Origin of the sequence: Pseudomonas sp. SWRI99, from assembly GCF_014270125.1 — a bacterium.
Classification (GTDB): domain Bacteria; phylum Pseudomonadota; class Gammaproteobacteria; order Pseudomonadales; family Pseudomonadaceae; genus Aquipseudomonas; species Aquipseudomonas hamedanensis.
This window is the reverse complement of record NZ_JABWQR010000020.1, coordinates 87,367-111,660: the sequence shown is the minus strand read 5'-3', so window position 1 is coordinate 111,660 and position 24,294 is coordinate 87,367. Positions and strand designations below refer to the sequence as shown.

23 protein-coding genes are annotated in these 24,294 nt (G+C 61.0%); 9 read left to right on the top strand and 14 right to left on the bottom strand.

All coding sequences use genetic code 11. From position 1 onward, the window contains the following. Positions 1-46: 46 nt before the first annotated feature. Both HU743_RS17540 and quiC read right to left on the bottom strand, forming a co-directional pair. Positions 47-724, bottom strand: coding sequence for a TetR/AcrR family transcriptional regulator (locus tag HU743_RS17540; RefSeq protein ID WP_186650121.1), 678 nt, complete (start codon positions 722-724; stop codon positions 47-49). Between the two features lie 102 nt (positions 725-826). Next, positions 827-2,728, bottom strand: a complete 1,902-nt coding sequence (gene quiC / locus HU743_RS17535; RefSeq protein ID WP_186650119.1) for a 3-dehydroshikimate dehydratase QuiC — start codon at positions 2,726-2,728, stop codon at positions 827-829. Positions 2,729-3,067: 339 nt separating this feature from the next. Between quiC and HU743_RS17530 the strand changes: the two genes are divergently transcribed. After that, positions 3,068-4,405, top strand: a complete 1,338-nt coding sequence (locus tag HU743_RS17530; RefSeq protein ID WP_186619468.1) for an MFS transporter — start codon at positions 3,068-3,070, stop codon at positions 4,403-4,405. A gap of 125 nt (positions 4,406-4,530) precedes the next feature. On the opposite strand, the gene HU743_RS17525 is transcribed toward HU743_RS17530, so the two are convergent. Then, positions 4,531-5,409 (bottom strand): DMT family transporter, encoded by an 879-nt coding sequence (locus tag HU743_RS17525; RefSeq protein WP_186619469.1) that lies wholly within the window; start codon positions 5,407-5,409, stop codon positions 4,531-4,533. A 388-nt stretch (positions 5,410-5,797) separates the two neighbouring features. Here HU743_RS17525 and HU743_RS17520 point away from each other — a divergent pair, with 388 nt between their 5' ends. Together HU743_RS17520 and HU743_RS17515 are read left to right on the top strand one after the other, a co-directional pair. After that, positions 5,798-6,682: a neutral zinc metallopeptidase gene (locus HU743_RS17520; protein ID WP_186546830.1), complete on the top strand. Its 885-nt coding sequence runs from the start codon at positions 5,798-5,800 to the stop codon at positions 6,680-6,682. Next, positions 6,683-7,636: an alpha/beta hydrolase gene (locus tag HU743_RS17515; RefSeq protein ID WP_186650118.1), complete on the top strand. Its 954-nt coding sequence runs from the start codon at positions 6,683-6,685 to the stop codon at positions 7,634-7,636. A gap of 117 nt (positions 7,637-7,753) precedes the next feature. Here the strand turns inward: HU743_RS17515 and HU743_RS17510 are convergent, their stop codons facing one another. The 3 genes from HU743_RS17510 to HU743_RS17500 all read right to left on the bottom strand — a co-directional run bounded on the left by HU743_RS17510 (position 7,754) and on the right by HU743_RS17500 (position 9,892). Continuing rightward, positions 7,754-8,347, bottom strand: coding sequence for an HAD family hydrolase (locus HU743_RS17510; RefSeq protein WP_186650116.1), 594 nt, complete (start codon positions 8,345-8,347; stop codon positions 7,754-7,756). Beyond that, positions 8,344-9,213, bottom strand: a complete 870-nt coding sequence (tesB, locus tag HU743_RS17505) for an acyl-CoA thioesterase II (RefSeq protein ID WP_186650114.1) — start codon at positions 9,211-9,213, stop codon at positions 8,344-8,346. The genes HU743_RS17510 and tesB overlap by 4 nt, the downstream gene beginning before the upstream one ends. Before the next feature lie 109 nt (positions 9,214-9,322). Beyond that, positions 9,323-9,892, bottom strand: a complete 570-nt coding sequence (locus tag HU743_RS17500; protein ID WP_186650111.1) for a GNAT family N-acetyltransferase — start codon at positions 9,890-9,892, stop codon at positions 9,323-9,325. A gap of 81 nt (positions 9,893-9,973) precedes the next feature. Here HU743_RS17500 and HU743_RS17495 point away from each other — a divergent pair, with 81 nt between their 5' ends. Together HU743_RS17495 and HU743_RS17490 are read left to right on the top strand one after the other, a co-directional pair. Further along, positions 9,974-10,894, top strand: a complete 921-nt coding sequence (locus HU743_RS17495; RefSeq protein ID WP_186650109.1) for a histone deacetylase — start codon at positions 9,974-9,976, stop codon at positions 10,892-10,894. Positions 10,895-11,162: 268 nt separating this feature from the next. Continuing rightward, positions 11,163-12,410: a TIGR03862 family flavoprotein gene (locus tag HU743_RS17490; RefSeq protein WP_186650107.1), complete on the top strand. Its 1,248-nt coding sequence runs from the start codon at positions 11,163-11,165 to the stop codon at positions 12,408-12,410. Between the two features lie 76 nt (positions 12,411-12,486). On the opposite strand, the gene HU743_RS17485 is transcribed toward HU743_RS17490, so the two are convergent. Then, on the bottom strand, positions 12,487-13,827 hold the full coding sequence (locus tag HU743_RS17485; protein ID WP_186650105.1) for a DEAD/DEAH box helicase: 1,341 nt from the start codon (positions 13,825-13,827) through the stop codon (positions 12,487-12,489). Between the two features lie 52 nt (positions 13,828-13,879). After that, positions 13,880-14,815, bottom strand: coding sequence for a drug/metabolite exporter YedA (gene yedA / locus HU743_RS17480; protein WP_186650103.1), 936 nt, complete (start codon positions 14,813-14,815; stop codon positions 13,880-13,882). A gap of 164 nt (positions 14,816-14,979) precedes the next feature. Between yedA and HU743_RS17475 the strand changes: the two genes are divergently transcribed. Continuing rightward, positions 14,980-15,444: an Lrp/AsnC family transcriptional regulator gene (locus tag HU743_RS17475; RefSeq protein WP_186650102.1), complete on the top strand. Its 465-nt coding sequence runs from the start codon at positions 14,980-14,982 to the stop codon at positions 15,442-15,444. A gap of 58 nt (positions 15,445-15,502) precedes the next feature. On the opposite strand, the gene HU743_RS17470 is transcribed toward HU743_RS17475, so the two are convergent. From HU743_RS17470 to HU743_RS17460, 3 genes are all read right to left on the bottom strand, one after another. Then, the gene (locus HU743_RS17470) at positions 15,503-16,108 is read right to left on the bottom strand and encodes a 3'-5' exonuclease (RefSeq protein ID WP_186546820.1); all 606 of its coding nucleotides are present in this window, start codon (positions 16,106-16,108) and stop codon (positions 15,503-15,505) included. A 22-nt stretch (positions 16,109-16,130) separates the two neighbouring features. Continuing rightward, positions 16,131-16,610, bottom strand: coding sequence for an NYN domain-containing protein (locus tag HU743_RS17465; protein WP_003228475.1), 480 nt, complete (start codon positions 16,608-16,610; stop codon positions 16,131-16,133). Between the two features lie 206 nt (positions 16,611-16,816). Further along, on the bottom strand, positions 16,817-17,575 hold the full coding sequence (locus HU743_RS17460; RefSeq protein ID WP_186650100.1) for a DUF2076 domain-containing protein: 759 nt from the start codon (positions 17,573-17,575) through the stop codon (positions 16,817-16,819). Positions 17,576-17,753: 178 nt separating this feature from the next. Here HU743_RS17460 and HU743_RS17455 point away from each other — a divergent pair, with 178 nt between their 5' ends. The 3 genes from HU743_RS17455 (at position 17,754) to HU743_RS17445 (ending at position 20,557) form a co-directional block, all read left to right on the top strand. After that, positions 17,754-18,428: a YciC family protein gene (locus tag HU743_RS17455; RefSeq protein ID WP_186546818.1), complete on the top strand. Its 675-nt coding sequence runs from the start codon at positions 17,754-17,756 to the stop codon at positions 18,426-18,428. A 75-nt stretch (positions 18,429-18,503) separates the two neighbouring features. Beyond that, positions 18,504-19,583, top strand: coding sequence for an endonuclease/exonuclease/phosphatase family protein (locus HU743_RS17450; RefSeq protein WP_186650097.1), 1,080 nt, complete (start codon positions 18,504-18,506; stop codon positions 19,581-19,583). 53 nt (positions 19,584-19,636) lie between these two features. Beyond that, entirely contained in the window at positions 19,637-20,557 is a 921-nt protein-coding gene (locus HU743_RS17445) for a hypothetical protein (RefSeq protein ID WP_186650095.1), read from the top strand. 12 nt (positions 20,558-20,569) lie between these two features. Here the strand turns inward: HU743_RS17445 and HU743_RS17440 are convergent, their stop codons facing one another. The 3 genes from HU743_RS17440 to hrpB form a co-directional block, all read right to left on the bottom strand. Further along, positions 20,570-20,995, bottom strand: a complete 426-nt coding sequence (locus HU743_RS17440) for a hypothetical protein (protein WP_186650092.1) — start codon at positions 20,993-20,995, stop codon at positions 20,570-20,572. Between the two features lie 13 nt (positions 20,996-21,008). After that, on the bottom strand, positions 21,009-21,581 hold the full coding sequence (locus HU743_RS17435) for a hypothetical protein (protein ID WP_186650090.1): 573 nt from the start codon (positions 21,579-21,581) through the stop codon (positions 21,009-21,011). Positions 21,582-21,711: 130 nt separating this feature from the next. Continuing rightward, the gene (hrpB, locus tag HU743_RS17430) at positions 21,712-24,231 is read right to left on the bottom strand and encodes an ATP-dependent helicase HrpB (RefSeq protein WP_186650087.1); all 2,520 of its coding nucleotides are present in this window, start codon (positions 24,229-24,231) and stop codon (positions 21,712-21,714) included. Positions 24,232-24,294: the final 63 nt, after the last annotated feature.

Here is a 24,294-nt window from a genome sequence, read left to right as displayed (position 1 = left end):
TGAGACACCCTATCGCGAGCAGGCTCACTCCTACATGGGGATGGCGTCAGGCCTGCAGGTAGCGCAACACCGATTCGCAAATCATCTCGCGATGACGCTGTTTGATGGCATCGTCCGGCAGATCGATCTGAAAAATCTCACCCAGCGTATGGCGGTTCGACACGCGATAAAAGCAGAACGAGCTGATCAGCAGATGCACGTCCAGCGCATCGATACCACGGCGGAACACGCCCTCGTCAGCACCTCGCTTCAAGATCGTGCCAAGGGTATCGAGAATCGTATTGTTCAGTGCCTTGATCGCATCGGAACGCTTCACGTATTCGGCGTTGTGGATGTTTTCGATGCTGACGATGCGCACGAAATCGACGTTGCGATCGTGGTGATCAAAGGTGAACTCCACCAGGCGCCGAATCGCCAGCTCCGGTGGCAGTTCGTCCAGGTGCAGGCGGTTTTCCGTGCTGCGGATATCGCCGTAGAGTTTCTCCAGTACCTCGACGTACAACTGCTCCTTGCTGCCGAAGTAGTAATAGATCATGCGCTTGGAGGTGTGGATGCGCTCGGCAATCGCGTCAACGCGGGCGCCGGACAAACCTTGCTGGACGAACTCGACGATCGCCTCCTGCAGGATGTTCTCGCGGGTCTTTTCCGGGTTGTTCTTGCGACTCTTGCGCGGCTCGGCGCTGGATTCGACAGCAGCAGCGGATAGTTCTGAATTGATTGTCATTGCGGGCTCACGGCCATCACTGCACAGGCTGGCGATTATGGGCCGCGTGGCACACCGAAGGAAGCCACGCAACCGCTGTTTGGTCCCGCGCTTACGAATTTCCTACAACTTCGCCTGACGCACCGCACCACTGCGCGATTTGGCCATCGCCGCCAGACGCACCGCGACGTTCGCCGCGCCATATCCGGCATAACCGTTTTTACGCTGAATGATCTCAAAGAAGAAACGCCCTTCGAACGGCTCGGTGTAGACGTGGAACAACTCGCCGCCCTGGGCGTCACGGTCGTAGAGCACGTTGTAATAGGCCAGCTCGCTGAGAAACTCGTCGTCGAAATCGAAGCGCGCGGCAAGGTCGTCATAGTAATTGAGCGGGATATCCAGCAGCGGCACGCCCGCCTCTTTCGCCCGACTGACTTCGGCGAAGATGTCGTCGCAATCAAAGGCGATGTGATGCACCCCCGAGCCGCGATAGCTCGACAGCGCGTGGGAGATCGCGGTATTGCGGTTCTCGGAAATATTCAATGGCAAGCGAATCGAACTGTCACGACTGCGCAGTGCGCGGCTCTTCACCAGACCATAGGGGTCGGGCAACACCACCTCGTCGTCAGCCTCGAAATCCAGCAGGCTTTTATAAAACAGCACCCAACTGTCGAGGCTGTCCGCCGGCAGGGCCATGGCCATGTGATCGATGCGCTTGAGGCCGCCGCAGGCCACCGCGTCTGGCAGCAGGTTGAAGTCGGTGCCGTAGACATCGGCGTCCTCATCGACCAGATAAATCAAACTGCCGTCCGGCGCCCGCACTGCCGCCAGTTCCAGTTCATTGGGGCCGACCAGTCCGCGATAGGGCTGGCCCTTATACGCAACGGCGCGGGCCAGTGCGCTGGCGCTGTCCTTGACCCTGATCGCCGTGGCGCACAACGACGGGCCGTGGGCTTCGAAAAAACTGTGGCCGAACGAATAAGGCTCGGCGTTGAGAATCAGGTTGATATCGCCCTGGCGCAGCAGGCTCACACTCTTGGAACGATGCTGCCCGGCCGTGACGAAACCGAGGCGTTGCAGCCAAAGACTGAGTTTTGCGCCCAGCGCCTCGTCGACGGCGAATTCGAGAAACTCGATGCCGTTGTACTCACTGGCCTTGGGTGTTTCGAAAAGGATCTCGCGATTAACCACCGGCGTGGCTTCCTGCTCCAGACGCTGGCGGGTTTTCTCTTCCAGGTACAGCAGCGATCGCAAACCGTCGGCAGCATTGGCCCGCGGCGGAGCAGCCCGGAAGCCATCGTTGAAGATCTCCAGAGACAGCGGCCCGGTGTAGCCACTCTGGATAATCGGCGCGAGAAATCCCGCCAGATCGAATTCGCCCTGCCCCGGGAAGCAGCGGAAATGTCGGCTCCACTCCAGCACATCCATTTGCAGAATCGGCGCGTCGGCCATTTGCACGAAGAAGATCTTGTCGCCGGGAATCTCGGCGATCGCGCCTGGATCGCCCTTGAGCGACAAGGTGTGGAAGCTGTCGAGCAGCACACCCAGGCTCGGGTGATCGGCCTGACGCACAATGTCCCAGACCTGTTGATAAGTGTTGACGTGACGGCCCCAGGCCAGCGCTTCGTAACCGATGCGCAAGCCACGGGCACCGGCGCGCTCGGCCAGCAGGCGCAGATCGTCCACCAGAATTTGCTGATCGCCGATGCTGTCTGCCGCTGCGTTGCTGCATACCAGCACCAGGTCAGTGCCGAGTTCTTGCATCAGATCGAACTTGCGCTCGGCGCGCTCCAGATTGCGCGCCAACCGGTCACGGCGGCAGCCTTCAAAGTCACGGAACGGCTGAAACAGCGTGATGGCGATGCCAAGATCGGCGCACATCTGTTTAATTTCACGGGGGCTGCCGTCGTAGTACAGAAGGTCGTTTTCGAAAATCTCCACCCCGTCGAACCCGGCGGCGGCGATGGCTTCGAGTTTTTCCGGCAGGGTGCCGCTCAAGGAAACGGTGGCAATGGAACGCTGCATCTTTCAACTCCCGGGCTGCGCCGCTTTTACATAAGAGCTGCCGAAGGCTGCGATCTGTTGATCCTCAAAAGCGAAGATCGCAGCCTTCGGCAACGCTTACATCGAGTAGGTTTTTATAGTGAGCAAATTATTGGCTGCATCCCTGCGCGCAGCAATTTAAAGTGTACTACCCGGTTAGTTTTGCGTGCGATTATCGAACACAATGGCGGTTTGGCGAATTGACGATTTTTCGTCCACTGCCCAACATCGACCGCACATTGAGTCCGGATCTGAACCACCGGTCGCAGCGTGCAAGAGAAAAAGCACACCAAATAAAAAATCCAAAAACGGGTGGAACACATGATTCCTTCACAGACTTCCCGCGTGGCTCCGGCCATGAGCACTGCCACGGGTGGCATCGGCGACAAGATCCGCGGCGCCATGGCGGTCGGCAAGACCCGCTGGGGCATGCTGGCGCTGGTGTTTTTTGCCACCACTCTGAACTACATCGACCGCGCCGCCCTCGGCGTCATGCAGCCAATCCTCGCCAAGGAAATGAGCTGGACGGCGATGGATTACGCCAACATCAACTTCTGGTTTCAGGTCGGCTACGCGATCGGTTTCGTCCTGCAAGGGCGGTTGATCGACCGGGTCGGCGTCAAGCGCGTGTTCTTCTGCGCCGTGCTGCTCTGGAGCCTGGCCACCGGCGCCCATGGCTTGGCGACTTCGGCAGTCGGCTTCATGGTCTGCCGCTTTATCCTCGGTCTGACCGAAGCGGCCAACTACCCGGCCTGTGTGAAAACCACACGCCTGTGGTTCCCGGCCGGCGAACGCGCGGTGGCCACCGGCATCTTCAACGCAGGCACCAACGTCGGTGCGATGTTCACGCCGATGCTGTTGCCGCTGGTGCTTCATGTGTGGGGCTGGCAGGCAGCGTTTCTGTGCATGGCGGCATTGGGCGGGATCTGGCTGCTGTTCTGGGGCTTGAAGTACTTCAACCCGGAAGATCACCCGAGCGTTAAACAATCGGAACTGGACTACATCCAGCAGGAAGTCGAACCGGAACAGGCCCGCGTGCCGTTTTCAAGAATCCTGCGTATGCGCGGCACCTGGGCCTTCGCCATTGCCTATTCGCTGACCGCCCCGGTGTTCTGGTTTTACCTGTACTGGCTGCCACCGTTCCTCAATCAGCAATACAACCTGGGGATCAATGTCACGCAGATGGGTATTCCGCTGATCATCATCTACGTCACCGCCGACTTCGGCAGTGTCGGTGGCGGCATCCTGTCCTCGTTCCTGATCGGTCGCGGAATGAATTCGATCAAGGCGCGATTGCTATCGATGTTCCTGTTCGCCTGCTGCATCATCGGCGTGGTCATGGCGGCCGGCTCGGCCAACCTGTGGGTGGCCGTGGCGGCGATTTCCCTGGCGATCGGCGCGCACCAGGCCTGGACCGCGAACATCTGGAGCCTGGTGATGGATTACACGCCCAAGCACATGATGAGCACGGTGTTCGGCTTCGGTGGCATGTGCGCGGCCATCGGCGGGATGTTCATGACCCAGATCGTCGGCCATATCCTCACTGTCACCCACAACAACTACACGGTGCTGTTCACGCTGATTCCGGCGATGTATTTCCTCGCGCTGACGTGGATGTACTTCATGGCACCGCGCAAGATTCCGACTGTTACCGAATAACCTGCCAAACCCGTCCCCTGTAGGAGTGAGCCTGCTCGCGATAGCCTTGTATCAGTCAACATCTTCAGCGACTGATACACCGTAATCGCGAGCAGGCTCACTCCTACAGGGAGTTTTGCGTTTCTTCAGCGCCGACTCTGCTGCCACGCCGCCGCCAGGCCGCTGCAGCAGATCACCACGATGCCGATCACGGTCAACCCGCTCGGCGTGTGGTCGAACAACAACCAGCCCAACAATCCCGCAAACACGATCTGGCAATAACCGAACGGCGCCAGCAAGGCCGGTGCGGCGTGGCGAAATGCCTGGGTCAGAAACAAATGCGCAGTCATTCCGCAACTGCCCAGCGCCAGCATTAGGGCGGCATGGGGCAACGTCGGCACTTGCCAGAAGAATGGCACCAGCGCGCTCATCACCAGGGTATTGCACAGACCTGCAAAAAAATTGCTGGTGGTCGGGCTGTCCACTTCGGCGAGCTTGCGGGTCAGCAATTGATAGAAGCAGAAAAACAGTGCCGAACAGAACGGTAGCAACACCGCCGGGGTAAACAGCTCACCGCCTGGATGGACGATGATCAGCACGCCGATGAAGCCGCAAATCACCGCGATCCACTGCCCGCGCGTCACCCGCTCCTTGAGCAGCGGCACCGACAGCGCCGTCACCAGTACCGGCGCGAGAAAGTTGACCGCCGTGGCTTCGGCCAGCGGGATGTACAGCAGCGCCGTGGTGAAGAACAGGCTGGTGCCGAGCAGGCACAGCGCCCGAACCAACTGCCACAACGGTTTTTTGGTGCGCAGGACACGCAGCCCGGACTGCGGCAGAAAAATCCCCGCCATCAACAAGGTGTGCACCAGATACCGCGCCCACACCACCATGACGATCGGATAGAACCCGGACAGGTATTTCGACAGCGCGTCGTGGCTGGAAAACAGAAACGTCGCCACGACAATCAGCAAGATCCCCTTGAAGGGCTGGTTGACACCGGAGAGCGGAGTGCTGACGGTCATGGGCAATCTCTAGGAAAAAATACGCTGGCGAACACGGTCGCGCTGGCTGCAATCGATTTGGCAAGCATAGTCGGCAGAGCTTTCAACAACCGCACAGGTCGCACTCTTCTTCGCCGGGAAACTGTCGTTAGTCAGAAGTCTGAAGCAAGACTCCCGCCACTTCGGCGCGCCTGCAACATCACTGACTGCTGTCGAAACGGCGGGTTCACGAAAACGCCTGCAGAAATTCACCCAGGGATTGAATTCACGGCCCGGTCGACCGTCAATAACAAGCCCGCCCGACGAGGGCGCGTGTGAATGGACGGACGACCGGACTGGCGCCACACTCACACACCAGCAACACTCATCACCACCTGCCACTTCACCCGCACCAAAAGAGGATTCCCACATGTTATGGAAAAAAGGCCGACGCAGTGACAACGTCGTCGACGCGCGGGGTGATGACGCAGGCGGTGGCGGCGGCATGCGCTTCGGTGGCGGCAAAGGCCTGAGCCTGACCGCGATCGTGTTGATCGTCGGCATCGGCTGGCTCACCGGCCAGGACCCGATGCAGATCCTCGGCCAGCTCACCGGGCAGATGGAGCAACCGGCGCCCACTTCGCAAACCCGTCAGGCGCCACCGGCCAACGACGAGCAGGCCGAATTCGTCCGCTCGATCCTCGGCGACACCGAAGACACCTGGGGCCCGATCTTTCAGCAGGCCGGGCGCCAATACAAAGACCCGACGCTAGTGCTGTTCAGCAACCGGGTGAATTCGGCGTGTGGCATGGCCACGTCGGCCACCGGCCCGTTCTATTGCCCGGCCGACCAGAAGGTGTATCTGGACATGGCCTTCTTCGAGGAAATGTCGCAACGTTTCAAGGCCGCCGGAGATTTCGCCCAGGCCTACGTGATCGCGCATGAAGTCGGTCACCACGTGCAGACGCTGCTTGGCGTCTCGGCGAAAATCCAGGCTGCGCGCCAGCAAGGCCGGCAGATGGAAGGCGACGGCGGCTTGCTGGTCCGTCAGGAATTACAGGCCGACTGCCTCGCTGGCGTCTGGGCCTACAACGCACAGAAGCGCTTGAACTGGCTGGAACCCGGCGACATCGAAGAAGCCTTGAACGCCGCCAACGCCATCGGCGATGATCGTTTGCAACAACAGGGTCAGGGCCGCGTGGTACCGGACTCGTTCACTCACGGGACGTCGGCGCAAAGGGTGCGCTGGTTCAAAACCGGATTCGCACAAGGCCAGGTAAGCCAGTGCGACACCTTCGCGGCGAAAACCCTGTAAATGCATAAATGGCTTCTGGCTTTACTGATCCTCGGCAGCACGGCGCAGGCCGCCGGGGTCGACGCAATCAGCCCCGGGCGCTTGCAGTTCAAGGCCGGCGAAATGGCCGTCGGCATCGGACCGGCGCCGGAAAAGATCGAGCGCGTGGTGATCGTCATTCACGGTCGGCTGCGCAATGCCGAGACCTACCGCAAAAGCGCGGAAAGTGCCGTCGAACTGGCGGGACAGACATCGCACACACTGGTGATTGCCCCGCAGTTTCTCAACGAAAGCGATGTGCCGCTGTATTCGCTGCCGGCAACGCTGCTGCGCTGGAAAGGCAATGAATGGATGGCCGGCGGCTTATCCACAGGGCCGAATCCGTTGAGTTCGTTCGCGGCGCTGGATGAAATCGTCGCACGGGTCAGCGATCGCAAGCAGTTTGCCGATGTGAAGCAGATCGTGATTTTCGGCCATTCCGGCGGCGCTCAGGTGGTGCAGCGTTACGCCCTGCTCGCCAAGGAACAGCCGGCGCTCAAGGCCAACGGTATTCGCATGCGCTACGTGGTCGCCAACCCTTCATCGTATGCGTACTTCAACGAACAGCGGCCGGTGGCGTTCGACCACGCGCAGTGCCCGGGCTTCAATCGCTGGAAGTATGGCCTGACCGACATGCCGGTATACGCCGGCGGGCAAGCGCCGTTGCAGGTGGAAAGCGCTTACGTCAAACGTGAAGTGATTTATCTGCTGGGGCAGCAGGATGTCGACCCCGAACATCCGGCGCTGGACAAAAGCTGTGAAGCCGAGGCGCAAGGCGCTTACCGGTTGATGCGCGGGAAGCTGTATTTCGGTTATTTGCTGCGCCGCCATCCCGAGGGGATCAATCAGCGTCTGATTGAAGTGCCAGGGGTCGGGCATGACGGGGATGGGATGTTGACATCGCCTGAGGGGCAGAAGGCGTTGTTTGATCAGTAGGTTTGGTGTTCGATGTGCCGACGCTATCGCGAGCAGGCTCACTCCTACAGGGGGAACCCATTCCAAACTGTAGGAGTGAGCCTGCTCGCGAAGGGGCCGGTTCAGGCAACCAAGATCTCAGGCAAACAGCATCCGCCGCAACTCGCCACAATCCCTTGCATGCCAATCGGTCAATTCCGGCCACGGGTTATCCGGCAAGTTAACCAACACCGTCCGCGCGCCCGCCGCTCGCCCGCAATCAAGATCAAAACGGTAATCGCCCACCATCACCATCTCGCTGGCCGGAACATTCCAGGCTGCTGCCAGTTTCAGCAAACCACCGGGGTGCGGTTTCGGCGGCGCTTCATCGCGCCCCAGCACATCTTCCACGGCAAAGCAGTCCGCCAGACCGATCGCTTGCAGCGTCACATGCGCCAGTTCCCGCGCATTGCGGGTGAGGATGCCGAGACGATAGCCGCGCGCATGCAGATCACGCACCAGCTCCACCGCGCCGCTGGCCGGGGTCGAACCCAAGGCCAGATCGCGCTCGTGTTCCAGCAGCCAGGCGTGTTTGGCCGCGGCCTCATCCGCCGGCAATGCGGCGAGATGAGTCAGGATGTCGTCTTCGGGTGGAATCGCCAACGCCACGCGAATCGCCGCAAAATCGTGCACCGCGACCGTCAGCGTGCCGTCCATGTCGAACACCCAGTGGCGCACATCGGCCAGGCTCATGCCCAATCCTTGCGATGGCGGATCAAGCCTTCCTGCGTGACCGAGGCAACCAGTTGTCCGGCGCGGTTGTACACGCTGCCCCGGGAAAAACCACGGGAATTGCCGGCCCACGGACTGTCCATCGCATACAGCAGCCAATCATCGGCGCGCAGATCATTGTGGAACCACAGCGCGTGGTCGAGGCTGGCGACCTGCATGTCTTTCTGCCAGACCGACTTGCCGTGGGGCAGCATCGAAGTGGTCAGCAGGCCGAAGTCCGAAGCGTACGCCAGCAGGTATTTGTGCAGCGCCGGAATATCGGCCAAGGCACCGTCAGCGCGGAACCAGACAAATTTCACTGGATCGGCCGGTTGCGGGTTGTACGGATCTTTTTCGGTGACCGGGCGCACTTCGATCGGCTTCGGGCACAACAGCTTTTCGCGCATGTGCTCGGGAATCAGGTGCGCCCGCTGCTGGATCAGCTCCAGCTCCGAGGGCAGGTTTTCCGGACCGACCACCACCGGCATCTGGCTCTGGTGTTCGAAACCGGCTTCGTCGTACTGAAACGACGCACTGCAGGTGAAAATCGGCTGGCCCTTCTGGATCGCCGTGACCCGACGGGTGCTGAAACTGCCGCCATCGCGCACGCGATCAACCGAATACACCACCGGTAACTTGGCGTCGCCCGGACGCAGAAAATAACCGTGCATCGAATGCACGTGACGCGCTTCTTCAACCGTCTGACTGGCCGCCGACAGCGACTGGCCCAGCACCTGGCCACCGAACAACTGACGGAAACCCAAGTCCTGGCTACGGCCGCGAAACAGGTTTTCTTCGATCGGTTCCAGGGTCAGCAAATCGACCAGATCTTCCAGCACTTGGCTCATTCAGACTCTCCTCACACACAGCAATGCCGCGCAGTCTTGGCTGCGGCGGCCGATTCAGGTTATGGCCCGAGCCATTGATATGGCCGCCATTGTAAACGTCCGTGTCGGCTTATCCATGCAAGGTTTGCAGCCATTGTTCGCGGGTGATGCGGTACAGGATATGTCTGCGCAGCGGGTGATCGACAGCGAGTTTCGGATGATCGAAATCATCCTGCGGGTCGTGATGCATGCCGATCGCCTGCATGACTTTCTCCGACTGCGCATTGTTCTTGGCGGTGAAGGAAACGATTTCCTTCAGCGCCAACCGATCGAAGCCGCATCGCAGAGCCGTCCACGCCGCTTCACTGGCGTACCCCAGCCCCCAATGTTCCCTGGCCAGACGCCAGCCGATCTCCACGGCCGGGGTGAACGGCGCGTCAAAACCGACCACACCAAGCCCGGTGAATCCGATGAAATCGCCGGTGTCCTTGCGCTCCAGCGCCCACAGGCCAAAGCCGTGCTCGGCGAAATGCCCGCGGACCCGGCCGATCAGCTCGGCGCTTTGCAGTCGGCTCAACGGCGCCGGAAAATAGCGCATCACTTGCGGATCGGCGCACATTGCCGCAAATGCCGGCAAATCCTCGTCCTGCCACTGACGCATCAGCAAACGTGCACTTTGCAGCTCCAGTATCGGCTCCATCGTCTCCTCCATTTCCATGCCGCCAGTCTACATCGCTGGTAGGATCCTTCATTCTTTCCTACGTCCTGCACGAAATAAGTCATGCCGCTGCCGCTGATCTACCACGAAGACTACAGCCCCGAGTTCCCGGCGGATCACCGCTTCCCCATGGACAAGTTTCGCCTTTTGCGCGATCACCTGATCGACAGCGGCCTGACCCGCGATGCCGACCTGCTGCGCCCGCCCATCTGCCCCAACGACATCCTCGCCCTCGCGCATGACCGCCGCTATATCGAACGCTACATGAGCGGCGAGTTGTCCCGCGAAGACCAACGGCGTCTCGGTTTGCCATGGAACGAGGCTCTGGCACGGCGCACGGTGCGGGCGGTCGGCGGTTCGATTCTGGCGGCGGAAAAAGCCCTGGAACATGGCTTGGCCTGCCATCTGGCGGGCGGTACTCACCACGCCCACTACGATTATCCGGCCGGCTTCTGCATCTTCAATGACCTGGCGATCATCAGCCATTACCTGCTGCAAAGCGGTCGGGTGAATCGGGTGCTGATCTTCGATTGCGACGTGCATCAGGGCGACGGCACCGCGCGGATTCTTCATGACACCCCAGAGGCGATTACCGTTTCCCTGCATTGCGAAAAGAATTTTCCCGCACGCAAAGCGGAAAGTGACTGGGACATTCCACTGCCCAAAGGCATGGGCGATGCCGACTATCTGAAGGTCGTGGACGACACGCTCAATTACCTGTTGCCGTTGTATCAACCGGATCTGGTGCTGTACGACGCCGGCGTCGATGTGCACAAGGACGACGCCCTCGGTTATCTGCAATTGACCGACGCGGGCGTCGCCGCCCGCGATGAAAGCGTGATGCGCCATTGCCTGGGTCGCGACATTCCGGTGATGGGCGTGATCGGCGGCGGCTACAGCAAGGACCGCCACGCCCTCGCCCGCCGCCACGGCATCCTTCATCACAGCGCACAGCGCGTGTGGGATTCACACGGTTGTCATTGAAACGTGCTGCGTTACCCACAATCGCTGTGGAACTGCCTGTGGATAACCTGAGTGAAAGGCACTGCAGGCCTTGGTGGCTGTGGCTTATAGAAGACTGGTTAATAATTCGCCACTGCGCAGTCCCTGTAGGAGTGAGCCTGCTCGCGATTGCGGTTGATCAGCCAGCATCAATGTTGAATGTGATTCCGCTATCGCGAGCAGGCTCACTCCTACAGGGGTTTTGCGCTGTTAGAATGCGCGCCTTATCCCGCCATACCGCAGCGCAGCCATGACCCAGACTTTCGCCCCCATCAATGCTCACGTTGCCATCATCGGCGGTGGCCCTGCCGGCCTGATGGCCGCTGAAGTGCTGAGCCAGGCCGGCGTGCGCGTCGATCTCTACGACGGCATGCCCTCGGTCGGGCGCAAATTCCTGCTGGCCGGGGTCGGCGGCATGAACATCACCCACTCCGAAGCCTACCCGGCGTTTCTCTCGCGCTACGCCGACCGTGCGCCGCAGGTCGCCCCGCTGTTACGGGCGTTTGATGCCGATGCGCTGTGCCGATGGATCCACGAACTGGGTATCGAAACCTTCATCGGCAGCTCCGGCCGCGTGTTCCCCACCGACATGAAAGCCGCCCCGTTGCTGCGCGCCTGGCTCAAGCGCCTACGCGACAGCGGCGTAGTGATCCACACCCGCCATCGCTGGCTCGGCTGGGATGAGCAAGGCGCGCTGCGCGTCGACACGCCACAAGGCGAAATAACCATCGAACCCGATGCCACCCTGCTCGCCCTCGGCGGCGGCAGTTGGTCGCGCCTGGGTTCGGATGGCGCATGGATGCTGGCGCTGGAGCAGCACGGCGTGGACCTGGCGCCATTGCAACCGAGCAATTGCGGCTTCGAAGTGCAGGCCTGGAGCGAGCTGATGGTCAGTAAATTCGCCGGCGTACCGCTGAAAAACATCGCCATTGGATTGAACGACGATGTGCCGCGCTTGGGCGAATGCGTCATCACCGCGACCGGGATGGAAGGCAGTCTGATCTACGCACTGTCGGCGCCGATTCGCGAGGCAATCAATCGCGATGGGGCAGCGGTTATCCGCATCGATCTGCTGCCCGGCCGGCCTGTGGATAAATTGCAGGCAGCGCTGAGCAAGCCACGCGGTTCACGCTCGATGGCCAAGCATCTGCACAGTCAGGTAGGAATTGATGGGGTAAAAGCGGCGTTGGTGCGTGAGTTGACCGATGCCCAGACCTTCGCCGATCCGGCGCTCTTGGCGCGAGCGATCAAGGCGTTGCCGGTGACCTTGGTGAAAACCCGGCCGCTGGATGAGGCGATCAGCAGTGCCGGTGGCGTGACGTTCGAAGCGATGGATGAGCGCTTGATGCTCAAGGCGATGCCGGGGGTGTTTTGCTCGGGCGAGATGCTTGACTGGGAAGCGCCGACGGGTGGCTATTTGCTGACCGGGTGTTTTGCCAGTGGGCGGGCGGCGGGGCTAGGTATTGTGCAATGGCTCAAAAGCAGCAGCAAGTCTTGAGCTGCAAGCTGCAAGCTGCAAGCCAAAGCAAAGCGCTTTTAACTTGTAGCTTGCAGCTAACCGCTCGAAGCTGCTTTTAGGGCTTGCGTTTACGCGGCCCAGTATTAAAGACCGGCACCTTGCGCACAGGCTTGATCGATGGTTCCGGTGCCGAGGTCTCGCCGCTGTCGACCCACTTGCCCAGGTTGCGCTTACCGCCGCCACCGCCCGACGCTTTCGGCTTCTTCGGTTTCTTCGGCTTTTTGATCACCTGACCGCTGGCATCGGTGTCCGGCACGCGGTGTTCAGGCTCGAAATCCGGTTCGTTCTGGCGCTTCAAGGTCTGGCGAGTCAGCATTTCAATCGCCGACAGCATGTTCACTTCATCGGCGCACACCAGCGAGATCGCCTTGCCCGTAGCGCCCGCGCGGCCAGTACGACCGATGCGGTGAATGTAGTCCTCGGCCACGATCGGCAGATCGAAGTTGACCACCAACGGCAGGTCTTCGATGTCCAGGCCGCGGGCGGCAACGTCGGTCGCCACCAGTATCTGCACTTCACTGAGTTTGAAACGGTCCAGCGCGCGCTGGCGGGTCGCCTGCGGTTTATCGCCATGGATGCCGTCAGCGTTCACGCCCAGGCCCTGGAGTTTTTCCACCAGTGCATCGACGCCGTTGCGGGTCTTGGCGAACACCAGCACCTGCTTCCATTTGTTCTTGCGCATCAGGTGCACGAACAGTTCGGCCTTGCGCTTCTTGTCCACCGTCACAATCCACTGTTTGACCGTGTTGGCGGCAACGTTGCGCGGGCTGACTTCGACGCTCAGCGGATCGTTGAGCATCTGCCCGGCGAGCAAGCGAATGTCATCGGAGAAGGTTGCGGAGAACAACAGGGTCTGGCGCTTTTTCGGCAGCATGCGGTAAATATTCGCCAGTTCTTCGGAGAAGCCCAGGTCGAGCATACGATCGGCTTCATCCAGCACCAGCGTTTGCAACTGATCGAGTTTCAGCGCGTTCTGGCGGAACAGGTCGATCAAGCGACCGGGCGTGGCGACAAGCACATCGACGCCGCCGCGCAGCTTCATCATCTGCGGGTTGATGCTGACACCGCCGTAAACCGCATAAGTGCGCAGCGGCAGGTTTTCGGCGTACTGGCGCACAGACTCATGAACCTGCTCGGCCAGCTCGCGGGTCGGCACCAGAATCAGCGCACGCGCCGAGTTGGCGCTGACTTTCGGCCCTTCCATGGCCAGCAACTGCAAGAGCGGCAAAGCGAAACCGGCGGTCTTGCCAGTGCCGGTCTGGGCCGCGGCCATCAGGTCACGACCGGCCAGCACCGCCGGGATGGCTTGCGCCTGCACCGGCGTCGGGGTCTGGTAGCCGAGCGTCTCGAGGGAGCGCAGCAAGGGTTCGATCAGGCCAAGGGAGGCGAAAGTCATGGGAGTACCGTAGGAAAAAATGACGCGGGGATGCAATGCCGCGCAGTTTACCCTAATTCGTACGCGCTTCCGTCGGAACGGCTTTCTCCTCCACCGCCGGAGGCTGCGCCGGCCGCCGCCACTGCGGCAGGCTGATCAGCAACACGGCGCTGATGATCACCAGCATTGCCAGCGCCTCCTCTATGCCAATCGTCTCGCCGACAAACACGATGCCCAGCAGCACCGCCACCGCCGGATTGACGTAGGCATAACTGGTCGCCGCCGCCGGACGCACGTGCTTGAGCAAATACATATAGGCATTGAAAGCGATGATCGAACCAAAAACGATCAGATACGCCAGCGCCAGCCAGCCTTCGAGCGGTGGCATGGCGTGCAACTGCTCGCCACTCACGACGCTGCCGATCAACAGCACCACGCCACCGACGAGCATTTCCACGGCACTGGCCATCGCCCCCGCCGGCAACGGCAGGTGCCGGCTCCACACTGAACCGAACGCCCAGCTTGCGGCAGCGAAAATCAGCAGCGTCGCCCCTAGCGGACTCGATTGCAGGTTGGAGCCCATGTTGAGCATCGCGATGCCAATGATCCCCAGCACCACCCCGGCCCATTCCAGTCGCGTGTTCCGTGCGCCCCAGAAATAGCCACACAGCAACGTGAACAGCGGCACCGTCGCCACGGCCAGCGCAGCGACGCCGGACGCCACGCCCGTATGCTCGGCGACACTGACCGCACCATTACCAAAGCTGAGCAGCAGAATCCCGATGATCCCCGCCGCTTTCCACTGCGCCCAGGTCGGCGCCGGCGCCCCGCGCCAGCGCAGAAAGCCGTACATCAGGCTGCCAGCGATGACGAAGCGTACCCCGGCCAGCAACAGCGGTGGCCAGTGCTCCACGCCGATGCGGATCACCAGATAAGTCGATCCCCAAATCACATACAGCGCAAAAAACGCGGCAATCAACGGCAGGGAAAAACGGCGCAAGGCAGGCATGGGCAACTCGACAGTCAGATTTCTGTGGACGGATTATTCTAGAAAGGCCGCCGCGCGAAAATAAGTTACAAAACCTGTTTATCTGGCCGGTACACTTTTGAAATCACGGAGATCAGCGGAATAAACCGCGATTTCGAAAGTCTGGCATTTTCAAGAGGTGCGCCTTGGACAAATACGACCGCATGCTGCTCAGCGCCCTGTTGGAAAACGGTCGCGCGTCCTACGCCGATCTGGCGCGCAAAGTGAATCTCTCCGCCCCCGCCGTCGCCGAGCGCGTGGCCAAGCTTGAGGCGTCCGGGGTGATCACCGGGTATCAGGCGAAAATCGATCTGGCGAAAATCGGCCTGCCGATCCAGTGCGTGATCGAATTGCGCCTGAACCAGCATGGCAACCAGAAAACCTACGACGAACTGATCAAAATCCCGCAAATCACCGAATGCCACCGGGTCACGGGCGACCCGTGCGTGATCATGCAGGCGGCGGTGGGCTCGATGCCGGAACTCGAGGAGTTGATCAATCGGGTGGCGACGTTTGGGTTCAGCAAGACATCGATCGTGCTGTCGAGCGCCGTCGAAAAGCGCGTGCCGCTCGGCCATATCGAAAGCAACGGCAAATCCCGAGACCAATAAGCTACCTGTGGGAGCGAGCCTGCTCGCTCCCACAGGGGCCTTGTGTCGGGGTCAGGGATCAGCGGTAGCGCTGCAAATGCTCGCCAACTTTCGCCGCAGGGACTTTCTGCAATTTGCACAGCAGATCGTGGTTGAGTTCACGCACGCCGTGCTTGCTACGCAACTCATCGGCCAGATGCGCCATCAGATTGGCCGCCATCTCGGCATCGGCCATGGCCCGGTGAGCCTGGCCGGTGTGCGGCAGACGCGCGAAGGTGGTCAGCGTGCCGAGCTTGTGATTCGGCGCCGCCGGCATCAGCCGCCGCGCCAGCAACAGCGAGCAGGCAAAATTCTGCAGACGTGTGCGTTTGATCCGCCCCAGTTCAAAATCCCAGAACTTCTGGTCGAACGAAGCGTTGTGCGCCAGCAATGGCGTGCAGCCGACGAACTCGTTGACCTCTTCCATCACGCGCTCGGCCGACGGCGCGGTGCGCAGCATGGCGTTGCTGATGCCGGTCAGTTGTTCGATGAACGCGGGGACGCGCACGCCGGCATTCATCAGGCTCTGGTAACGCTCGACGATGCGGCCGTTTTCCAGCATGACCACGGCGATTTCCGTAGCGCGGCAACTGCTGTTCGGCGACAGGCCGGTGGTTTCAAAGTCGATGACTGCAATGCGTTCCAAACCGGGTTCAACTCCGTTCAAATCAATTCTTGAGCAACAGTGCGCCTTCGATCGGCACATAACGGCTGGCGGCGCGAATCAGCGAGTTGGCCGTCAGGCCGGGCACGCCATAAGCGACCGCTTGCACGCCGTGTTTGTTGATGATGCGTTCGAGCAGCATGTCGAAATCGCCATCACCGGAAGCCAGGACGATTTCGTCGACGTGGTCGGCGGCGTCCATGATATCGAGCGTGATGCCCACGTCCCAGTCGCCCTTGGCCGAGCCGTCACTGCGCTGGATGTAGGGTTTGAGCTTCACGGTGAAGCCGAGATTGCGCAGGATCTGCTGAAACTGCTGCTGCTTGCTGTCGCCCCGGTCGATTGCGTAGGCATAGGCCTCGACGATCTGCCCGTCCTTGCTGATGTCCGCCCACAGTGCGGCGTAGTTAAAGTGGCAACCATAGGCCTGACGCACGGTGTAGTAGAGGTTCTGCACATCGGCGAACACTGCGATTTTTTTCACCGGAGTTCCTGGGCGCACGAGCGCACGAAGCGGGATCAGGCGATCGGGCCTGAAAAAGGCGCTCAGTATGCCAGTAAAAAGCAGTGTCGCGAGGGAGCTTGCTCCCGCTGGACTGCGCAGCAGGCCCTTCTTTTTAAAAGAAAGGGCCGCTACGCGCCCCGGCGGGAGCAAGCTCCCTCGCCACAAGGGTTGATGCTGGCCGTTGGTCAGACGAAGGAATCGTCATCATCGAAGAATGATGAATTGTCAGCGCTGTAATCGGCGTCGGTAAACCCGGCCTGATCGTTGCCGGAGAAGCCGTTGTCCGCCACACGCTGCTCATCGCCCCAGCCGTTATTGCTCTGGTCGGCCACCTGCGCCGGTTCTTCCTTGATCACTTCGACGATTTCTTCAGGCGCCTGGTTGTGGTGGAACAGGCTGCTGATGCCCTGCGCCAGCATTACGCCGCCGGCCACGCCCGCGGCGGTTTTCAGCGCGCCGCCGAGGAAGCTGTTGCCCGCCGCCGGGGCTGCCTGCTGCGCATAGTTGGGCGGCGCGGCGCCGAAGTTCTGTTGAGGGGCCGGCGCCTGAAAGCTCTGCTGCGGCGCCGGCTCACGCCAACCGCCAGTGGACGCTGGGGCATTTTGCGTCGACGCCGGACGCGAACCGCCGCCGCCAAAGATGCTCGACAGAAAACTACCCGCACCGCTCGGTGCAGGCGCGCTGCCCTGGGCCTTCGCCGCTTGCAAATCGGCCTGCAAACGCTGGACTTGCTCGGTCAGTTGCTTGTTCTGTTCGTCGAGGCTCTTGAGCGCCGCCTCTTGCACCAGAATCGCCTGGGTCATGAAATAGCCTGCCGCCGGCTGGCGGGTCAGGTGTTCCTTGATCCGCGCCTCGGCCTGGGCGTCGCGCGGGGCTGCCTCCGTTTCGGCCTGTTGCAGCCGGGAAAACAGTCCATCGATCAGGGTTTGCTCTTCGCTGTTCATGGCGACCTCGTAGATTGCCGGGGATAACGTTGCCCTCGTCCACACTGGCCGAGGTGCCTCCCTGTAATGGAGACAGTGACAAAACGTTTCAATGACCTTTACCGAATGTTTACGTTTGTGTCGCGCCAGTCATCATCGGTTAAAGTGAGCCACTGTTTTCGACCTGCGATACCGACTGATGAATGCCCTCGAAGTACTGCGCGACTCTTTGTATTTTTTCAAACGCCATCTGGGCAGCATCGTGCAGTTGTGCCTGCCGCTGGTGATCGTCGAGGCGTTCCTGCAACAGGCGGTCGATCACGCCACCGGACCCGAGAGTTTTTCGGGGATCAGCATCATCGTCGGCCTGCTGGTGTATCCGCTGTACACCGCCGCGCTGATTCTGTTTCTTGATGCACGCAGCCGCGGAGAGTCGCCACGCAACCGCGACCTGCTGGCGATGGCCGCGACCCTGTGGCCGCGCTTCGCCGTGCTCACCGCGCTCAACACCTTGCTGATCCTGCTGGGGCTGTCGCTGTATTTCCTGCCTGGGCTGATGCTGATGGTCATGCTCGCATTTGGCGAATACCTGCTGGTGCTGCGTGGCCTCGGGCCGCTGCAGGCGATGAAGGAAAGCCTGCGCCTGACCCGTGGGCATTTCTGGCGCATTCTGCTGTGCATCCTCTGTGTGATGACGCCCTTGTGGTTGCTCAAGGGCGCCACCCTGGCGGTGTACCCGGAGCCGCAAAACCCGCTGGTCGCCGTGCTGATCGACAGTGCCCACAGTTTCCTGCAACTGTTCACCAGCGTGGTGCTGTTCCGCCTGTTCATGCTGATCAGCCAATTGCCTGAGAAAAATGACGGAGCGGTCTGACCGCTCGCCGCTTGGGCTTCGCGGTTGCCGTCAGGTATGCTCGGGGCCACTTTCTGTAACGCTATAAGCCGAGCCATGACCCGTCTGCTGCGCTACACCCTGTTGCTCGTTGTGCTCGCCATCGTCTTGCTCGGCGTACTGACGTTCAGCCTGACCTGGCGCCCCGCCGCCCGCGAAACCCTGCCAGTCAGTTGCAGCGCCACGGCACCGACACTGGTGCCGGGGCAAGCGCTGAAAGTCATGACCTGGAACGTGCAGTTTCTCGCCGGCAAGCGTTACGTGTTCTGGCATGACCTGGCCCAGGGCGACGATGAAGCGCCGACCCTGGAAGACATGGCGTTCAGCCTCGACGAAGTGGCCCGAGTGATTCGCGACGAGCAGCCCGACGTGGTGCTGTTGCAGGAACTCGACGACGGCGCCAAGGCCAGCGACTACCAGAACCAGCTCAAACTGTTGCAGGACCGACTCGCCGATCTGTATCCGTGCAACGTCAGTGCATTCGACTGGAAAGCCGACTTCGTCCCGCAGCCGCACCTCTACGGCAGCGTTGGCCGACAACTGGTCACATTGAGTCGCTATCGCATCGAACACGCCGAACGCCTGCAATTGCCGGTGGCGCCAGGCAACTTCATCAGCCGCCAGTTCCAGCCGCGCAATGCCCTGCTGGCGAGCAAACTGCCGCTCAGCGATGGCGGGCAACTGACCGTTTTCAATACCCACCTGGAACGCGCCCGGCAGCCGGACGACACTTTGCGCAGGCAAGTGAGCGCCGTTACCAAGGTCCTCGACAAATATGAAAGCCAGGGCCTGCCATGGCTGATCGGCGGCGACTTTAATCTGCTGCCCCTCGGCCAGTATCGTCGCCTGCCCGCCGAGCAGCGCACGCCTTACGCCGCCGACAGCGAACTGCACCTGCTGTGGGATAAATATCCAATGATCCCGACCAACAGCGAAGCCAGCGGTATCGACCGCGCCCGGTGGCTGACCCACTACCCCAACGATCCTGGCCTCAACGGCCCGGATCGCACGGTGGATTATCTGTTTTACAGTCCCAGGATCAAACGGCTCCAGGCGCGGGTCCGGCAGGACGACACCTTGCGGATCTCCGACCACCTGCCGGTGATCGCACGGTTTCTGCTGCCGGCGGCACCCTGATCCCACGCGGTACTCAACGGCCCGACCGCCTCGAATTCAAGACATGGAATAGCATGAAGATCTTATTGGTATGCAAGGACATCGGTGGCTATGCGCGCAAGCTGGCAGAGCACCTGAGTAGCGACCATGAGGTTTGCTTCATCGATACCGCTGCGCTGGCCAAACCTTTCGATCGCGCGCCGAAGATCTTGCGGCGCCCGCTCAATCGCTGGTCGCAGTTGCGCCAGTTCAGCAAGGCTGTGGCGACTGGCGGGCGCTTCGACGTCGCCCTGATCATCAACCCGGCGCAAATCGACCCGAAGCAACTGGCGACAGGGCTTAACGCTTGCGAGCGCAAGATCGCCTACCTCTACGACAGTTTTAGTCGCTGGCCCATGAGCCGTGAAGCGTTGGCCGTTTACGACGAGGTGTTTACCTTCGACCCGCAGAATGCCGAGCAATACGGTCTGAGAACACTGCACAACTTCATTTACGACGACTACGTCGAGGATGGCGATGCCGGCGAATATGCCGCTTTTGTGGTGATGGCCGGGAAAGATCGCGTGCCTGCGCTGGAAGGTCTGGCCAGAGCATTCGATCAGTTAGGCGTGACCGACTACAAATTTCTCGTGCAATGCAAACCGATTCCCGGCGCGCATCCGGGCATCACCTTTTTCGAGCAAAGAATGTCACTGGAATCGGTCGGCGATCTGGTGAAACGCTCACGGATCATTCTGGACATTTCCAAGCCCGGCCAGGCCGGTTTGAGCTTCCGGTTTTTCGAAGCCATGGCCGCGCGCAAAAAAGTCATCACCACCAATAAGCATGTGCTCGATTACGACTTCTACAACCCGGCGAACATACTGGTGATCGATGAGGCGGAGCCGGTGATTCCGGCTTCGTTCATCTCTGCGCCGTACGTCGATATTCCTGAACCGATCTATCGCAAGTACACATTGCAAGGCTGGGTCGAGACAGTTTTTGCGCAGCGGTGACAGCTCGCGAGGTCAGAGCCCGGGCGGAATGTAACCGGGGACAAACCGGACGCCCAGACACTTGCCATGCAGGATCCGCCCGTCTTCGATCAGGAACTGGGCGATCTTCTTCTGTTGATCAATCTTCGCCTGCAATTTGCAATCGGAACTGTGCCCGACCTGCTGATAATGCTCGGTGTACACCATGCCGTTGCCGGTATGGGTCATCGAGGTGCCGGCCGCTTCGGTGGTGGTCCAACTCGCGGACTTGTACCAGGTCAGAACGGCCAAGGGTTCGCCGTTCGGAGCGGTTTCCTTTTGCATCGAATCGGGTGTGCCGAACAGGTCCAGCGCTTCCTGAAGGTCGCGCCCTTCCCAGCGGCTTTGCGCAATGCTGGAACAACCGGTCAAGAGCACCCCCGCCAACAGGGTTGTCAGCGATAAGCGTGTGTAAGTCATTGGATGCCCCGGCTTATTTTTTCAGTTCGAGCAGGCTGTCGATGTTGTCCATCATCTGGCTCTTTTGCTGAATCGGCGCGAGCTTGAAGAACATCTGCTGCAGCATCTGGATCATCTGCAGATATTCCATCTTGCCCACGGCGGCCATGTCGTTTTTGGCGCGACTGCCCGGCGCACAGGCAAACTTCAGCGCTTGCTGGACCCAGAACTCTTTCGGGGTCTGCCATTGATTGGCAACTTTCAGATGACGCAGGGTGTAAGCGAGACGCTCGATGGACTGGCCATTGATAAACCGTACCTTGCCCGTAGAGCACTGGGCTTCGATGTTGTAAACGTCGATCATCGGTTTGCCGGGTTCTTCATACACCAGCGTCACCGCAACCATGGTCGCGCCTTTGGTTTTTTCCGAAGGCACCACCGACATCGCATCGGCGACGTACATGATGTTTTTCTGGGCAACGCCGTTGCCGTAGATAATCCACCAGTCGCCCGCCGGGTTCGGCTCTTCGGCGATGGCCGAACCGGAGGCGGCCAGCAGCGCAGCCGACAAGAAGATGATCTTCTTGAACTTGAAGAAAGATGACATGGGCAGTTCCGTTCCTTGGGCACAAGTTGCCAGGCAGCAAGACTTGTTATTGTTCGAGCCGCGACTTTAGGAGGCGGCGCAAACAAGGGCAATTAGAACGGATGGGCTAATGGCACGTGGCTATTGCTGTTCAGGTCCCCCTTGGTTTCGCCCGCGCGGTCGCTTCAGCCACCAATGGATCGTCCGGCCAGTAATGCTTCGGATAGCGCCCCTTCAGATCCTTCTTCACCTCGGCGTAGGTGCTGCGCCAGAAGTTCGCCAGATCCTGCGTCACCTGCACCGGTCGCCGTGCCGGTGACAACAGGTGCAGCTTGACGACCTGCCGGCCGCCGGCGATGCGCGGCGTGTCGGCCAGGCCGAACAACTCCTGCAAGCGCACCGCGAGGATCGGCGGATACTCGCTGTAGTCCAGGCGAATCGACGACCCCGACGGCACGCTCAAATGATGCGGTGCCAGCTCATCAAGCTTCTGCGGCAGCGGCCAGGGCAGCAGGTTGCGCACAATGCTCGATAAATCCAGCTGGGCGAAATGGCTGAGCCGCGAGACTTTGCCCAGATACGGCATTAGCCAGTCTTCGAGGGTGTCGAGCAGTGTCGCGTCGCTGACATCCGGCCACTGACTGTCGTTCTGCGTATGCAGATCCAGCTGGCGCAACAGCGCCACCCGCGCCTGCCATTGCCGCAACTCCGGCGTCCACGGCAATAACTCCAGGCCCTTGCGCCGCACCAGATTGACCAGCGCCTGACTGCGCGCATTTTCATCCAGCCCGGTCAACGGCTCACGGCTGAGAATCAGCTCGCCGACCTTGCGCTGACGCTCGGCGCGCAGCACGCCTTCGCGCTCGTCCCAGTCCAGTTGATCGACGTTGCGCACCTGTTCTGCCAGCACTGAATCGAACAGCGCCGGATCAAAATCCGCGGCCAGATAAATCCGCTCTTCGCGCTGCCCCTGGCGGCTGCCGAGGTCGGCGATGACGATCCACGGTTCTTTCATCAGGCTGTCCGCTTCGGCGAACAGCGCCGCGCGTCCGTTGGCCAGACGATATTCGGCGCCACCGGCACGTCGCTGCTGGGCGACGCGATCCGGATAGGCCAGCGCCAGCAACGCGCCGAGCCAGCGCGGATGATCGGGATCGCTGACCGGCTCGCTCGGTTTGCCACGCAGGTACCCGCGATACTGCCGCGCCAACTGCCGGGCGCGTTGCACCCCGCCCTGCGTGCCACGACCGGCGCGTTCCTCGCCCGAGAGCAAGACCAGGCGACTGTGCAAATCTGCGCCAGCGCCGCGCAAGATATCGCGCTCGCCGAGCAACGCGGCGACATCGCACGCCATGTTCGCCAACCCCAGCGCCTGACCGCGCAACAGCAGATGGGCGATGCGGGGATGGGCCGGCAACTCGGCCATCGCCTGGCCGTGGGTCGTCAGCGTTTCACCGTGCACGGCGCCGAGGCGCTGCAACAAATCCTGCGCCTGGGCATAAGCCGCTGCCGGCGGCACGTCCAGCCAGACCAGTTCGGCCGGCGTGACGCCCCAGCGCCCCAGTTGCAAGGCAAGGCTGGCGAGGTCTGCCGAGAGTATTTCCGCACTGCCATACGCGGCCAGTTGTTCGTGCTGATCCTGCGACCACAAGCGATAGCAGACACCCGGCTCCAGACGCCCGGCCCGCCCGGCTCGCTGCGTGGCACTGGCCCTGGAAATCCGTTGAGTATCGAGGCGTGTCATGCCACTGCCCGGATCGAATCGCGGCACCCGCGCCAGCCCCGCATCGATCACCACACGCACGCCGTTGATGGTCAGGCTGGTCTCGGCAATGTTGGTCGCCAGCACCACTTTGCGCTGGCCGGGTGGCGCCGGATCGATGGCCGCCCGCTGCGCATTGAGGTCCAGCTCACCGTGCAACGGGCACAGCAAGACGTCTTTGCGCTCGCCGATGGCGTCCGCCAGTTGCTGATGCACACGACGGATTTCCGCCTGCCCCGGCAGGAACACCAGCAGGCTGCCGGTCTCATCGTGCAGCGCTTCGAGTACCGTTTGTGTAACGCGCTGATCGATGTATTCGCCGGGCTGAAACGGCCGGCCCCAGCGCATCGTCACCGGGTACATGCGCCCTTCGCTGCGCAGGATCGGCGCATCGTCAAGCAAGCCGGCCAGACGCTCGCCTTCGAGGGTGGCCGACATCAGCAAAATCTTCAGCGGCTGTTCAGCGCGAAACAGCTCGCGACCGTTCAGACTGAGCGCCAGCGCCAGATCGGCGTCGAGGCTGCGTTCGTGAAATTCATCGAAGATCAGCAGGCCCACGCCTTCCAGCGCCGGGTCATCCTGCAAACGCCGGGTCAGAATGCCTTCGGTAACCACTTCGATACGTGTCTTGGGGCCGACCTTGCTGTCCAGGCGAATGCGATAGCCGACGGTTTCACCGACCTTCTCGCCCAGTTCACTGGCCAGACGTTCCGCCGCCGCACGCGCCGCCAGACGCCGCGGCTCGAGCATGACGATGGTCTGCCCGGCCAGCCACGCCTCATTGAGCAAGGCCAGCGGCACGCGGGTGGTTTTACCGGCACCGGGCGGTGCTTCGAGTACGGCTTCGTGGCGTGCCGCGAGGGCTTCACGCAGGGCGGGTAAAACATCGTCGATCGGCAAAGAAATCATGCTGGCTCCCAAACAGATCGGCGAGTATAACGGCGAACTGTTTGGCGTAGTCTGAACTCAAAA